Source organism: uncultured Marivita sp. (assembly GCF_947488135.1).
Taxonomy (GTDB): Bacteria; Pseudomonadota; Alphaproteobacteria; order Rhodobacterales; family Rhodobacteraceae; genus Marivita.
Genome location: NZ_CANKYW010000001.1, coordinates 1,212,355 through 1,225,072, shown reverse-complemented (window position 1 = coordinate 1,225,072; position 12,718 = coordinate 1,212,355). Strand labels below are relative to the sequence as shown.

Annotated in this window: 14 protein-coding genes; 10 read left to right on the top strand and 4 right to left on the bottom strand. The window is 65.5% G+C overall.

Annotated elements, in window-relative coordinates:
- The first annotated feature begins 17 nt into the window (after positions 1 to 17).
- Together Q1B16_RS06095 and Q1B16_RS06090 are read left to right on the top strand one after the other, a co-directional pair.
- Positions 18 to 743 (top strand): hypothetical protein, encoded by a 726-nt coding sequence (locus Q1B16_RS06095; RefSeq protein WP_299785524.1) that lies wholly within the window; start codon positions 18 to 20, stop codon positions 741 to 743.
- Between the two features lie 108 nt (positions 744 to 851).
- Positions 852 to 1,667, top strand: coding sequence for a lytic murein transglycosylase (locus Q1B16_RS06090; protein ID WP_299785522.1), 816 nt, complete (start codon positions 852 to 854; stop codon positions 1,665 to 1,667).
- Here Q1B16_RS06090 and Q1B16_RS06085 read toward each other — a convergent pair.
- On the bottom strand, positions 1,649 to 2,410 hold the full coding sequence (locus Q1B16_RS06085) for a DUF3445 domain-containing protein (protein WP_299785520.1): 762 nt from the start codon (positions 2,408 to 2,410) through the stop codon (positions 1,649 to 1,651). The genes Q1B16_RS06090 and Q1B16_RS06085 overlap by 19 nt on opposite strands.
- Positions 2,411 to 2,460: 50 nt before the next feature.
- Positions 2,461 to 3,324: an endonuclease/exonuclease/phosphatase family protein gene (locus tag Q1B16_RS06080; RefSeq protein WP_299785518.1), complete on the bottom strand. Its 864-nt coding sequence runs from the start codon at positions 3,322 to 3,324 to the stop codon at positions 2,461 to 2,463.
- A gap of 131 nt (positions 3,325 to 3,455) precedes the next feature.
- Between Q1B16_RS06080 and Q1B16_RS06075 the strand changes: the two genes are divergently transcribed.
- The 3 genes from Q1B16_RS06075 to Q1B16_RS06065 all read left to right on the top strand — a co-directional run bounded on the left by Q1B16_RS06075 (position 3,456) and on the right by Q1B16_RS06065 (position 6,138).
- A complete protein-coding gene (locus Q1B16_RS06075; protein WP_299785516.1) occupies positions 3,456 to 4,664 on the top strand; it encodes a bifunctional alpha/beta hydrolase/OsmC family protein in 1,209 nt (402 codons plus the stop codon).
- A gap of 148 nt (positions 4,665 to 4,812) precedes the next feature.
- The gene (gene bmt / locus Q1B16_RS06070) at positions 4,813 to 5,829 is read left to right on the top strand and encodes a betaine--homocysteine S-methyltransferase (RefSeq protein ID WP_299785514.1); all 1,017 of its coding nucleotides are present in this window, start codon (positions 4,813 to 4,815) and stop codon (positions 5,827 to 5,829) included.
- 51 nt (positions 5,830 to 5,880) lie between these two features.
- On the top strand, positions 5,881 to 6,138 hold the full coding sequence (locus Q1B16_RS06065) for an N-(5'-phosphoribosyl)anthranilate isomerase (RefSeq protein WP_299785512.1): 258 nt from the start codon (positions 5,881 to 5,883) through the stop codon (positions 6,136 to 6,138).
- Between the two features lie 130 nt (positions 6,139 to 6,268).
- Here Q1B16_RS06065 and Q1B16_RS06060 read toward each other — a convergent pair whose 3' ends face one another.
- Positions 6,269 to 7,354, bottom strand: coding sequence for a PA0069 family radical SAM protein (locus Q1B16_RS06060; RefSeq protein WP_299786018.1), 1,086 nt, complete (start codon positions 7,352 to 7,354; stop codon positions 6,269 to 6,271).
- A gap of 183 nt (positions 7,355 to 7,537) precedes the next feature.
- Here Q1B16_RS06060 and Q1B16_RS06055 point away from each other — a divergent pair, with 183 nt between their 5' ends.
- The 3 genes from Q1B16_RS06055 (at position 7,538) to Q1B16_RS06045 (ending at position 9,142) form a co-directional block, all read left to right on the top strand.
- On the top strand, positions 7,538 to 8,242 hold the full coding sequence (locus Q1B16_RS06055) for a B12-binding domain-containing protein (RefSeq protein WP_299785510.1): 705 nt from the start codon (positions 7,538 to 7,540) through the stop codon (positions 8,240 to 8,242).
- Between the two features lie 95 nt (positions 8,243 to 8,337).
- Positions 8,338 to 8,511 (top strand): hypothetical protein, encoded by a 174-nt coding sequence (locus Q1B16_RS06050; RefSeq protein ID WP_170102903.1) that lies wholly within the window; start codon positions 8,338 to 8,340, stop codon positions 8,509 to 8,511.
- Positions 8,495 to 9,142 carry a DUF1638 domain-containing protein gene (locus Q1B16_RS06045; RefSeq protein WP_299785506.1) on the top strand — a complete coding sequence of 216 codons (648 nt, stop codon included), beginning with the start codon at positions 8,495 to 8,497 and terminating at the stop codon, positions 9,140 to 9,142. The genes Q1B16_RS06050 and Q1B16_RS06045 overlap by 17 nt, the downstream gene beginning before the upstream one ends.
- 43 nt (positions 9,143 to 9,185) lie before the next feature.
- Here the strand turns inward: Q1B16_RS06045 and Q1B16_RS06040 are convergent, their stop codons facing one another.
- Positions 9,186 to 10,868, bottom strand: coding sequence for a divergent polysaccharide deacteylase family protein (locus Q1B16_RS06040; RefSeq protein WP_299785504.1), 1,683 nt, complete (start codon positions 10,866 to 10,868; stop codon positions 9,186 to 9,188).
- A 151-nt stretch (positions 10,869 to 11,019) separates the two neighbouring features.
- Here Q1B16_RS06040 and Q1B16_RS06035 point away from each other — a divergent pair, with 151 nt between their 5' ends.
- Positions 11,020 to 11,601, top strand: coding sequence for an aminodeoxychorismate/anthranilate synthase component II (locus Q1B16_RS06035; RefSeq protein WP_299785502.1), 582 nt, complete (start codon positions 11,020 to 11,022; stop codon positions 11,599 to 11,601).
- The gene (trpD, locus tag Q1B16_RS06030) at positions 11,598 to 12,614 is read left to right on the top strand and encodes an anthranilate phosphoribosyltransferase (protein WP_299785500.1); all 1,017 of its coding nucleotides are present in this window, start codon (positions 11,598 to 11,600) and stop codon (positions 12,612 to 12,614) included. The genes Q1B16_RS06035 and trpD overlap by 4 nt, the downstream gene beginning before the upstream one ends.
- The last annotated feature ends 104 nt before the right edge of the window (positions 12,615 to 12,718 follow it).

Here is a 12,718-nt window from a genome sequence, read left to right as displayed (position 1 = left end):
CTTCGGATGTGACTGTAATGAGTTTGGTGACCGACACGAAACGCGATGATGTGTGCCGGTCTGTGATATCCTTCGTCGACCATGCGCTTTCATGCCAAGGCGCACAGCACAAGAGGCTTCCGATCACGCGGGATTACATCGACTGGTCGGTGAACGGCTCCGGCACGCTGACCATTGTCCTGGATCAGGTGGGCGCGTCCTGCCTTGTCATGGTCGCCACGCGCAACGTGGCCCCTGTGCTCTGCACGAATGTCGCCGCTGCGCTTTGCCGGGATTACGACGCGCATACGGTTCTGTGCGACGGCACCACACCGATCGATGCCGAGGTCTTCAAGACCACCGGAGACCCGACGGTCGTGTCCCTGCCGCCGCGCCGCCACGTGGTTCCGCGCAAGGTGCACGGCAACGGCACATCACGGAGCAATGGCCGCCATACCGAAGAGCGGATAGATGACTGGATCATGAGCGCCCTGCGCAGCCAGTTCAAGTTGATCGATCTCGCGGATGTGGAACTGCTCGAGGTGGAGCAGCGCCGGGCCAAGACTGTGCCGATGCGGCTCTCGGCGTGGGCGCTGTCCCTGACCACCGCCCTGATCATGGCGCCGCTGGCGATCCCGCTCATCGTTCACAACCTCGTGCGCGGAGAGGATGTCCGGTCGGGTGCGATGGCGCTTGGCGTGGCGGGGCTTTACGCGGTTCTGGCTCAGACTGGTATGGCTCCGAGCTTTCCCGAGCTTCTTTGATCAAGCGTGATGAATGCGCGGGCGGCCAAGGCCTCCCGCGGGTTCACGCTTGCCCCGCACGGTGCATTTGTTAACGTCGCTTCAACCGTTTTCTGTTGGAGTGCCCCGATGCGTCGTCTTATTGCCGCTGCCTGCTTGTCCTTGTGTGCAGCCCTGCCCGCCTATTCCGCCGAGTGTATCACGAGCAAGGGCGCGTTCGAGCAATACAAGCAGACACTCTCCCGGCAGGCCGCCGCGGCCGGTGTCGGCCAGCGCGGGTTAAGCGCGCTGCAAAACGCGCGCCTGTCGGACATCACTTGGCGGTTCGAATCCAATCCGGGCAACCAGACGGGCACGCTTCAAGGGGATCCGGCGCAATTTCTCGCGAAACGGTCTGGAAGCACGGCCGACAGCTTCATCGCCCAGACCCGCAACCGGATCGCGCGAAACCCCAACACCTTCGCGTCGATCGAACGAAATTACGGCGTGCCTGCGGGCATCCTCGCCACGATCTGGGGGCTGGAGACAAGCTGGGGCGGCTACCTGGGCGGCACCTCTGTCGTCGACGGTGCGGTGACCCTGTCGTCATACTGCCGCCGCCACCCCCGGTTCGAGCCGCACGCGATCGCCGCGCTCGAGATGGTGGATGCGGGGATCCTGTCGCCCAGCACCAAGGGTGGTCCGTCCGGTGAATTGGGGCATATGCAGTTTCTTGCGGGCAACTGGCTCCGCTACCGCGTCGACGGCAATGGCGACGGTCGGGCCGATCCCTACAACGCGGTCGATGCGCTGGCCACGGCGGCCAATATGCTGCGCCAGAATGGCTGGCAAGCGGGCCAGCCCTTTGGCGAAGGCACGCGCAATTTCAATGTTCTGTCGGTCTGGAACGACAGCGGAAACTACCTGCGCGCCATTGTCTACTCGGCTCAACGCGCGGGCAGCTGATCCGCCTTCGCGGCGCCCGGAACGTCTTTGCGGGCGACCATGAAGGTGTGGATGGTGAAGAGCACCGCGTCGCTTTGTGGCAACCGCCAGAGCACCTGCCGTTCGCTGCGCAGATAGGGCGTCTGCCCTGCCCTCGTGAGCGGACGCGGTTCGGCGGCAGAGCGCGGCTGGAACAGCGCCGGATCCTCGTACCAGAGCGCATTGAACCGCCAGATCGGACGGCCGGGACGCACCCCGTCGAACAACCGCTGCACCCGGCGTGCCATATCGTCGGTGTAGGATGCGACGGGGATGTGGATATGGGTCAGCGGATGGCCGATCTTTTCCCGCAGTCGCCAGCTGGCCGGGAAACAGAGGACGGCGCCGGTCAGGACGTGCTCATCGCCCCGTTTTTCAAGCAGGCAGATGTCGTTCTGGAGGATCCGCCCCAAGGAACCGAACGGATCGGCACGGTCCACGATAACCGTCCGCCCGTCCGGGCAATGTACGCTGTCTCCGGTCCGTGTGAACTCGGGTGGCAGATGCGTCAGGACAGCGTCCAGCATGTGTGACACGGCGTCCGGGCCAGGCGCATCGGTGGCGATCACATCCTCGCGGCGGTCGCGCAGCAGACGGCATCGCTCGGCCATCTGGGCGGCGTAAGCCTCGTCCACGAGAAACCAGGGTTCCTCTCCCAACGGAGCGACCCCCGGCAAGGGGCGCGCGGCGTGGATGTCATAGGGCAAGCGGGTCTGAAGGATCATGTCCGAGCCATAGCGCCGGCACGGCGCCGCGAAAACCCCGTTTGCGCGCCTCAGTTCGGATCGAAGACAAAGACGCGAGCCAGAACTCCGTTGTGATCGGACCCCAGGAGCGGACGCGCCGTCGACTGCCCGCCGCCCGGCGCATAGACATGGTCGATGGGCAACGGCGCGCCCTTCTTGATGAGCGTGGGAAAGAGCGGCCCGGCGCGCGTCGTCCCGGTCGCCGCGCCAATCCGGCCTAGCGCGTGGGACCACGGCACCATGTTGAAATCGCCCGCGATCACCACCGGATCATCAAGATCGGCCAGAACCGGCAGGATGCGGTCGAACTGGTCCGCCTGCCCGTGTGGCCACGGCCAGAAGGCATGCAGGCTGAAAACCCAGAAGGTGCCGTCGGGCGCGGCGACCTGAATCCCGACAAGACCTTGGTTTTCGATGCAGATCTCGCCCTCGACCGGCCAGCGAGACAGGATTGCGACACGCGCCCATTCCACCAGCGCGCAACTGGCCTGATAGGGATAGAGCGCCCGCAGATCCCGCACCAGGGCCGCGTTGCGCGAGGTCAGCTCCTGAAGCGCCACGATATCCGGGTCCGCGGCGCGAATGTCGGCGGCCAGTTCGGCGACACGGTCGTTTTCGAACAGCAGGTTCTTCTGGTAGATCGTCACCGGCCCGGACGGGTGCGAGATGTATTTCTGCGCCACGATCTGCGCCATTGCGGCGATGCAGAGCACCGCGATCAGCCAGCGAAGCCATGCGGGCCAGGTCGACCAGATCACCCAGAGCGCGAAGACGACCGCGATGGGGATTCGGAACACGGCAAGGCTGTCACCCGCCGGATGCAACGCACCGGCGAAGCTGCCGAAGAAGGCCGCCGCAAGCAGCGCTGCACCGCCGCTCACCATCCATGGCATCGCTCTCACCATCCTGTGACGCTCCCGACACAATGCTTGCACATGGGCAACACGCCCCTCACTCTTAGACCTGACGAAACACCAAAGGGCCGCGCTGGCCCCGCCCGGACCCGGCCCGAGGACACCAAACCATGACCACCGAACGCATCACGTTTCCCGGCCATTCCGGCGACCCCCTGTCGGCGCGGCTCGATCTGCCCGACGGGCCGCATCTGGCCACCGCCCTTTTTGCGCATTGCTTCACCTGTTCCAAGGACATTCCGGCCGCGCGGCGGATCGCCGCGCGCCTGGCGTCGATGGGCATTGCCGTGCTGCGGTTCGACTTCACCGGGCTGGGCCATTCCAAGGGCGAATTCGCCAACACCACCTTCACCTCCAATGTCGAGGACCTGCACGCCGCAGCGGCCTATCTGGCGGGGCGCGGCATGGCTCCGGCGATGCTGATCGGTCATTCATTGGGGGGCGCTGCGGTGTTGCGCGCGGCGGGCGAGATGGAGGGCATCAAGGCGGTGGTCACGATCGGCGCGCCCTTCGATCCCGAACACGTCACCCACAATTTTTCCGACGCGCTCGAGAATATCGCGGCGGACGGGAAAGCCGAGGTCGATCTTGGCGGGCGGCCCTTCACCATCGGCAAAGCGTTCGTCGAGGATGTGAAGGCACAGGCGCTCGCCCCTGCGATCAAGAGCCTGAAAGCGGCGCTGCTGGTGATGCACGCCCCGCGCGACAGCGTGGTCGGGATCGCGAACGCCACCAACATCTTCACCGTCGCGCGTCACCCCAAGAGCTTTGTCACGCTGGACGATGCAGATCACCTGATCACACGGGCCGAGGATGCCGAATACGCCGCCGAGGTCATCGCTGCCTGGGTCGGGCGGTACCTGAAGCTGACCCCGCCCGCCCCGCCCATCGGCGCGCCGGAAGGCATCGTGCGGGTCTCCGAAGCGGACGCGGCGGGGTTCTTGCAGGATGTGCAGGCAGGGCCGCGTCACCTCGTGGCGGACGAGCCGCTGGCCTATGGCGGCACCAATCGCGGGCCGTCGCCCTACGGGCTGCTCGCCGCCGGTCTGGGCGCCTGCACGTCGATGACGCTGCGCATGTACGCGCGGCGCAAGGGCTGGCCGATGCAGCACGTGTCGGTGGATGTGAGCCACGACAAGGTGCACGCACAGGACGCCAGCACGCCGACCACGGCGAATATCGACCTCTTTCGCAGGCGGATCACCGTGACCGGAGATCTGAATGCCGAACAACGTCGGAAATTGCTCGAGATCGCGGACAAATGCCCGGTTCACAAGACCTTGGAAGCCTCGAGCCGGGTCGAAACCGAGCTGGTCTGAGAGCGGACGAAAACGCGTCGACGCGTTTCGCGCACTCCGTCGACGGAGTATATCGCGCCTGGTTCATAATGGTGTTGAGAATTATGAATTTGTCTCAACACGCAGAGTGTGACAGGCAGGGCCAAACGTTCTGAACGACAGGCCTCACATGACGAACCCGCTGCAAGACCTTCTTTCGACGCGCGACTGGCTTCTGGCCGATGGCGCGACCGGCACCAACCTGTTCAACATGGGGCTGGAAAGCGGCGATCCGCCCGAGTTCTGGAACGAGACCAAACCGGACAACATCCGTGCGCTCTATCGCGGCGCGGTCGAGGCGGGCAGCGATCTGTTCCTGACCAACACCTTCGGCGCGAACGCCTCGCGGCTCAAGCTGCACAACGCGGGGCACCGCGCGCGGGAATTGTCCCGCATCGGGGCCGAGATCGCCCGCGAGATCGCCGATGCGGCGGGCCGTCCGGTGATCGTCGCCGGATCGGTCGGCCCCACCGGCGACATCATGGAACCGGTGGGCACGCTGTCCCATGCCGATGCGGTCGAGATGTTTCACGAACAGGCCGAAGGTCTCAAGGAGGGCGGCGCGGACGTGATGTGGGTCGAGACCATCAGCGCGCCGGAGGAATTCCGCGCGGCGGCCGAGGCGTTTGCCCTGGCCGACATGCCCTGGTGCGGCACCATGAGTTTTGACACCGCGGGGCGGACCATGATGGGCATGACCTCTGAGGGCATGGCCGAGATGATCGAAACCCTGCCCAACCCGCCGCTGGCCTTTGGGGCCAATTGCGGCACGGGCGCGTCGGACCTGCTGCGCACGGTTCTGGGCTTCGCCGCCACGGGCACGCAGCGCGCGCTTATCGCCAAGGGCAATGCGGGCATTCCGAAATATGTCGAGGGCCACATCCACTATGATGGCACGCCCGAGCTGATGGCGCGCTACGCGGTCTTGGCCCGCAACGCCGGAGCGAAAATCATCGGCGGCTGCTGCGGCACCATGCCCGAGCATCTGCGCGCCATGCGCGCCGCGTTGGAGAGCACACCCAGAGGCAACGCCCCGACGCTGGAGCAGATCGTGGCCGAGATCGGTCCCTTCACCTCGGACAGCGACGGCACCGGCGATCAAAGCGGCGCGCCCAAGCGCGAGCGGCGCGGGCGGCGTCGCGCCTGATCGCTCCGTCCTTCACGTCATGTTAACCACCGGTGGTCCATCCATGTCGCCATGCGAGATATCTTTGCGCCCACCCCGCCCCGTCGTCCACCCCCGGCTCTGGAACCGGACCAGTGGATTGCCCATGTCTTTTCCGCCAAGGCTGCGGCCAAGGGCGGCGTCGTGCGCCGACAGGCCCGCGATGTGGAGCGGATCATGGGCTGGGACCGGTTCCGCGCCGAACTGCGCCGACGCGGCTACCGCGCGGTGGTCAACGGGGGACAGGTGGTCATCTTCTGCAATGCGGAACCCGTGCGGATTTTCGAGTGAGGCGTGCCCGTCTTTTCGAAAAGACGGGCCAAAGCCTTCGAAGGCTTTGGCCTGCGGTGCAAGGGCTGGATGGGAGGCACCCGTCCTTCGAAGGACGGTGCGAGACCCTTCGAAGGGTCTCGGGCTGTGCTCAGAAGAGGCTCAACTGGTCTCCTGCACGCGGCGGGGCTCGGAACGCGCTGCAATCGAGCGCGGGCAGATCCCGATCCAGATCAAGCCGTTTGCGCGCCTTGGTGAACCGTTGCGCGATCAGCTCTGCATAGACGCCCGCGCCGCGCGTGCGTTTGAACCATGCCGCGTCGTAGACTTTCCCGCCATGCATCTCGCGCAGTTTGGACATCACCCGCGCTTTGCGGTCGGGATAGTGTTCCTCCATCCACGCCTCCCAGAGCGGCGCCACCTCGAGCGGCAGGCGCAGCATCGCCCATGTGGCGGCAGAGGCACCTGCGTCGCGGGCAGCGGTCAGGATCGGTTCGATCTCGGAATCGGTAAGGCCCGGCACGATGGGCGACAGCATGACCCGCACCGGGATGCCCGCATCGGCCAAGCGCCGGATCGTGGCAAGCCGCCGCGCCGGGCTGGGCACGCGCGGTTCCATCCGGCGGTTGAGGCTGGCATCCAGCGTCGTGATCGTGATGCCGACGCGGACAAGATTGTTCGCCGCCATTTCAGAGAGGATGTCGATATCCCGCTCGATCAGCGTGCCCTTGGTGGCGATCATCACCGGGTGGCGGAAGGCGTGCAGCACCTTGAGACAGTCGCGCATGATCTCGCGATCCCGTTCGATCGGCTGGTAAGGATCGGTGTTCGTACCGATCGCGATCGGCGCCACGCGATAGCGTTTCGCCCGCAATTCGCGGTCGAGCACCTGCGCCGCATCGGGGCGCGCCACCAGACGGGTTTCGAAATCCAGCCCCGGCGAGAGGCCCAGCCACGCGTGGCTCGGGCGCGCGAAGCAGTAGATGCATCCGTGTTCGCAGCCTCGATACGGGTTGATCGTGCGGTCGAAGGAGAGATCGGGCGATTGGACATGGTTGATCAGGCTGCGGGGCCGTTGCTCGGTCACGTGTGTGCGCAGAACCGGCGCGTCTTCGGGGATGTCCCAGCCGTCGGCTTCGTCGACCCTGCGGAACGGCTCATACCGCCCGCTGTCGCGGCTCAGCGCGCCGCGCCCCTTGCGCTGGTCCGGGGCAACATATCGGTCGGATCGGGTCATCGCGCGAATGTAGAACAGAAACGGAACATCCACAAGAATGCGTCGCATCGGGCACGCAACCCGGTGATGCGCGTCGGTTGCGTTCGCGCGCATGTCGGATTTCACCAAGTGGCTGCGCCGCAAAACCACGAATAGTCGGAAAAGCAATCGCTGGCCGAACCGCCGGCGTCTGGAGTGACATACATGGCTGACGAAGAAGACGATATCATTCTGGCGGACCTGAACGACGAGGAACTTGTCGAGCAGATGTTCGACGACCTTTACGACGGGCTCAAGGAAGAGATCGAGGAGGCGGTGAACATCCTGCTCGAACGCGGCTGGCAGCCTTACGACATCCTGACCAAGGCACTGGTCGGGGGCATGACCATTGTCGGCAACGATTTCCGGGACGGCATTCTTTTCGTCCCCGAGGTGCTTCTGGCCGCCAACGCGATGAAGGGCGGCATGGCCATCCTGAAGCCGCTTCTGGTGGAAACCGGTGCTCCGCGCGTCGGCAAGATGGTGATCGGCACCGTGAAGGGTGACATCCACGACATCGGCAAGAACCTCGTGTCGATGATGATGGAAGGCGCCGGGTTCGAGGTGGTCGATCTGGGCATCAACAACCCTGTGGACAGCTATCTCGACGCGATCGAGGCCGAACAGCCGGACATCCTTGGCATGTCGGCCCTGCTCACCACGACGATGCCCTACATGAAGGTCGTCATCGACACGATGGTCGAGAAAGGCATTCGCGACGATTACATCGTGTTGGTCGGTGGCGCCCCGTTGAACGAGGAATTCGGCAAGGCCATCGGCGCAGACGCCTATTGCCGCGACGCCGCGGTGGCGGTCGAAACGGCGAAAACCTTTGTCGGGCGCAAGCACAATCAACTCGCCGCCGGATAAGACTGCGCGAATTGACGCTTTTTCGGCCTCGCCCACCGGCGAGGCCTTTTCTTATGGATCAATCTGCCCCATATTTTCAGGACAAGGAGATCAACATGCCCGTGACCACCTTCGTTTCCATGATCCTGGCCGTGATCGCGGCCTCTGGCCTGACCGTTTGGGCCATGGCGCAGTTCGGCATTCTCAAGGTCTTGCCCGCGCTGATCGCTCTGGGCCTTCTGGCGCGCTGGGGTCTTGCCCATGTGCCCGGCGATGACGAGCCTGCCTGACGACACCACGCTGACACATGCGGGATTGGACGCACGTGGCGCGGGTCGTGTGCTGATCATCGCCTGCGGTGCCCTGGCGCGGGAAATCCTGGCGGTGCGTGATGCACATGGTTGGACCCATCTGGATCTCACCTGCCTTCCGGCGATCCTGCACAATCATCCCGAAAAGATCGTGGGTGCCGTCCGCAATGCCGTGCACGCCCATCGCGACGCCTATCAAAGCATCTTTGTCGCCTACGCCGATTGCGGCACTGGCGGGTTGCTTGAGGCGGCCTGTGCCGAGATGGGGGTCGAGATGATCGCCGGTCCGCATTGCTACAGCTTTTTCGAGGGCAACGACGCCTTTGCCCAGCGTGACGAGATCACCGCTTTCTACCTGACCGATTTCCTCGCGCGCCAGTTCGACGCTTTCGTCTGGAAGCCGCTTGGCCTCGAACGGCATCCCGACCTGCGGGAGATGTATTTCGGGCATTACGAAAAGCTGGTCTACCAGGCACAGACCGACGATCCGAAGCTGACCGAGATCGCGCAACGCTGTGCGGACCGGTTGGGGCTGGCCTTCGAACGGCGCTTTACCGGCTACGGGGATTTGGAGTGGCAGATGGGAATCTGGGCCGGTCCGAAGGGCTAGGCCCGGTTTTCCGTCGACGGAAAACCCCTGACGCGTCGACGCGTCAGTTCGCCTGTTCTAGCAGCAGCGTCGACACCGGGACCATGGACACGCTCGAAGCGCGGTCCTGAAGGCTCCACAGCACCAGCGCCGACAGCGTGTCGGGTGTCAGCCGTCCCAGCATCACCACCGCACCATCCTGCCGCGCCCGGAACGCCGCGCCATCGAGAAAGCGACGTTTTGTGCGGGCATCCTGCCCATCGCCGTCGAAATCGCGCAGGATGCTGATTGTCGGTACGTTTTCGCGCTGCGCGATCGCCTGCGCCGTGTTCAGCCCGTTGGGCAGAAACACCAGCCCATGCCCACTGTCCGCGGCATAGCTCGCCGCCTGTTCCGTGACCGCGCGGGTGGCTTGCAGCCCGCCCTCCGGTGCTTCGATCAGGGCCACGGCTTCGGGCAATGCCGCCGTCGCCCCGCCGAGAATCTGCTCCACATCGGTGGGCTGCGCGGCCTCCGGCAGATCAATGAGCGCCGCCACCTCGTAGCCGAGGGCGCGATAGGCGGCCATGCGTTCCGCCGCGCCGGGCTGGCCGGGATCGAGCGCGAAAGTGACAGGGAACGGGAACCCGTCGAGCGTGTCGGGGCCAAGCGGGCCGGTGCCGTCGTCGATCATCACGATGGACATCTTGGGCAGCGACGGATCGCTGTCGACCTGAGCCGCGTAGCGTTGCAGCGGCGGCATCCCGTCGGTGTCAGCCGAGGGCGTCACCGCCGCCTCGTCTGGCGCGGTCTCGGGTGCGTCGCTGATCGACGGCAGGCGGGCGGAGTTCCCCGGGTTGCGGTCGGTGAGCGACGCGGCGGGACGGCCGATGGAGGGCCGAAGCGCCGCGGCACTGTCCTCTTCCGCGCTTTCCGGCTCCGCGCCCTCCGGCGCTGCGGGGACCAAACGACGAACCTGCGGGCGGTCCGCCGGATCGGTGTCTTCGGCGGTTGCGACCTCATCCGTTTCGGGCGCGTCCGTTTCCGGGGCGGCGGGGGCCGGTTCGACTTCGGCCTCTGGTGTTTCGGTCGGTTCGGGATCGGGAACCAGCGCGGTTTCGACATCCGGCACCGCTGGGGCCGGTGGCTGTGCGGGCTCGGTCGAGATATTGAGACCGGTTTCGCCCTCCGGCGTGCTGAGCGACGGCGCGCCAGACGTTCCGGGGATGCTGTCCGCGCCGGGTGCGGTGGGGATGGACGGGGCATCAGGGGCCGCAGGCTCGGTGAGCGTGGCAATCGCCTCTCCCGTGTCAGGGGATGGCATCGGCGCGCCAGCGGTCTCTTCCGGTGTCTCGTCCTGCAGTTCGCTTGGGGTGGCCAGGTCCGGGGTCTGGGTGTCCGGGTCCACCTCGGTCACGTCGGCGGGGCGTCGGGCGGGTTCGGCGGGCGGCGTGTCCGCCTCGGGCTCAGTCGCAGCCTCCGCCGCCTGATCTTCGGTGGTTTCAGCCGGATCGGTGTCGTCCGTGGACGCCGTGGGCGCGCTGTCGGTCTCGGGTTCCGGAGCGACTTCCGGGGCAGCGACCGCATCGGGCGTCGGCGTGCTGTCCTCGGTTTCGGCGACAATCACGGGCGTGTCGGTGTCAGACGGTGACGGCTGGACCTCGGTCATCTGCCCCGTCGGCGTCGGTGCCATGATGGACCACACCCCAAGACCGCCCACAGACAGGACCGTGCCCCAAATGGCCCCTGACAAAAATCCTCTTGCCATGCTCAATGCCCTCGCCTTGCCGTCTCATGCGTCTCCGGCATCTCGGTCGTGCCGGTTGACCCACCCGCGCCCTTGACGCGACTTGGTCTGCCTGCGCATGTATACCGCGATTGCGCCTTGCCCCGCCAGCCCCGAGATAGAAGAAAGCCCCATGCTGCTGCTCATCGACAATTACGACAGTTTTACCTACAACCTCGTGCATTATCTGGGCGAGTTGGGCACCGACGTGAAGGTGGTGCGCAATGATGCGCTGACCGTGCAGGACGCGATGGGTCTGAACCCGGCGGGCATCCTTCTGTCGCCCGGCCCCTGCGACCCGGATCAGGCGGGGATTTGCCTTGCCCTGACGCTGGCGGCCGCCGAGACGAAAACACCGCTTTTGGGGGTGTGCCTGGGCCACCAGACGTTGGGACAGGCCTTTGGCGGCACAGTGGTGCGCCACACCGAGATCGTGCACGGCAAGATGGGGGTGATGCACCATTCTGGCAAAGGCGTGTTCGCCGGTCTGCCCTCGCCCTTCGAGGCGACGCGGTATCATTCGCTGGTGGTGGACAAGGACAGCGTGCCCGACTGTCTCGAGGTGACGGCCTGGCTGGAGGATGGCACGGTGATGGGGCTCAGCCACCGCGACTTGCCAATGCACGGCGTGCAGTTTCACCCCGAAAGCATCGCGTCCGAACACGGTCACGCGTTGCTCCAGAATTTCGTCAACGAGTTGAAGGTGCCCGCATGAGCGACGCGATGAAGCCCCTGATCTACGCCGCCTCCGAAGGCCCCTTAAGCCGGTCGCAGGCCGAACAGGCGTTCGAGATCCTGTTCGACGGTGAGGCCACGCCCGCCCAGATCGGCGGTCTGTTGATGGCCCTGCGCGCGCGCGGCGAGGCCGTGTCGGAATACGCGGCGGCGGCAGCGGTGATGCGGGCCAAATGCACGCCGGTAAAGGCCCCCGAGGGCGCGATGGACATCGTCGGAACAGGCGGCGACGGCATGGGCACGCTCAACATATCCACCGCGACCGCCTTCGTCGTGGCCGGCGCGGGCGTTCCGGTGGCCAAGCACGGCAACCGCAACCTGTCGTCGAAATCGGGCGCGGCGGACGCGCTGACCGAAATGGGCATAAACGTCATGGTCGGCCCCGAGATCGTGGAGCGCGCCATCGCCGAGGCGGGGATCGGCTTCATGATGGCCCCGATGCATCATCCTGCGATGAAACACGTCATGCCGGTGCGACAGGAGCTTGGGTCGAAGACGATCTTCAACATCCTGGGTCCGCTGACCAATCCGGCGGGCGTGACGCGGCAACTGACCGGGGCCTTTGCCATCGACCTGATCTTCCCGATGGCCGAGACGCTCAAGGAACTGGGCTCGGAGAAGGCGTGGCTGGTGCATGGCGGCGACGGGACGGACGAGATCTCGATTTCGGAACCGACGCAGGTAGCGGTGCTGGAGAATGGCAAGATCCGTGGACGCGAAGTGCACCCCGAAGATGCGGGACTGCCCGCCCACCCCTTCCGCGAGATCCTGGGCGGCACCCCGGCCGAGAATGCCGCGGCGTTCCGCGCCCTGCTGGACGGGAAGAAAAGCGCCTATCGCGATGCGGTTCTGCTCAATGCCGCGGCGGCGCTGGTCGTAGCGGACAAGGTGGATGATCTGAAAGCCGGGGCCGAGATGGCCGCCGAAAGCATCGACAGCGGTGCGGCCAAGGCGCGGGTCAAGGCGTTGGCGCGGATCACGCAGCAGGCGTGACGGCTGAGTGGTGCGCGACGGGCGATGCGTCGACGCATCGCGGATTTTCCGTCGACGGAAAATCCTGGGGCGCTGCCCCAGACCCCGAGGTATTTGTAGCCCAA

Excerpts from the sequence above, each read along its gene's own strand:
- Q1B16_RS06085 (WP_299785520.1), bottom strand. The coding sequence starts at position 2,410 with ATGATCCTTCAGACCCGCTTGCCCTATGACATCCACGCCGCGCGCCCC.
- Q1B16_RS06060 (WP_299786018.1), bottom strand. The coding sequence starts at position 7,354 with ATGACCCGATCCGACCGATATGTTGCCCCGGACCAGCGCAAGGGGCGC.
- Q1B16_RS06055 (WP_299785510.1), top strand. The coding sequence starts at position 7,538 with ATGGCTGACGAAGAAGACGATATCATTCTGGCGGACCTGAACGACGAG.
- Q1B16_RS06095 (WP_299785524.1), top strand. The coding sequence starts at position 18 with ATGAGTTTGGTGACCGACACGAAACGCGATGATGTGTGCCGGTCTGTG.
- Q1B16_RS06045 (WP_299785506.1), top strand. The coding sequence starts at position 8,495 with ATGACGAGCCTGCCTGACGACACCACGCTGACACATGCGGGATTGGAC.
- Q1B16_RS06080 (WP_299785518.1), bottom strand. The coding sequence starts at position 3,324 with ATGCCATGGATGGTGAGCGGCGGTGCAGCGCTGCTTGCGGCGGCCTTC.
- Q1B16_RS06090 (WP_299785522.1), top strand. The coding sequence starts at position 852 with ATGCGTCGTCTTATTGCCGCTGCCTGCTTGTCCTTGTGTGCAGCCCTG.
- trpD (WP_299785500.1), top strand. The coding sequence starts at position 11,598 with ATGAGCGACGCGATGAAGCCCCTGATCTACGCCGCCTCCGAAGGCCCC.
- Q1B16_RS06050 (WP_170102903.1), top strand. The coding sequence starts at position 8,338 with ATGCCCGTGACCACCTTCGTTTCCATGATCCTGGCCGTGATCGCGGCC.
- Q1B16_RS06075 (WP_299785516.1), top strand. The coding sequence starts at position 3,456 with ATGACCACCGAACGCATCACGTTTCCCGGCCATTCCGGCGACCCCCTG.
- Q1B16_RS06035 (WP_299785502.1), top strand. The coding sequence starts at position 11,020 with ATGCTGCTGCTCATCGACAATTACGACAGTTTTACCTACAACCTCGTG.
- bmt (WP_299785514.1), top strand. The coding sequence starts at position 4,813 with ATGACGAACCCGCTGCAAGACCTTCTTTCGACGCGCGACTGGCTTCTG.
- Q1B16_RS06065 (WP_299785512.1), top strand. The coding sequence starts at position 5,881 with ATGCGAGATATCTTTGCGCCCACCCCGCCCCGTCGTCCACCCCCGGCT.
- Q1B16_RS06040 (WP_299785504.1), bottom strand. The coding sequence starts at position 10,868 with ATGGCAAGAGGATTTTTGTCAGGGGCCATTTGGGGCACGGTCCTGTCT.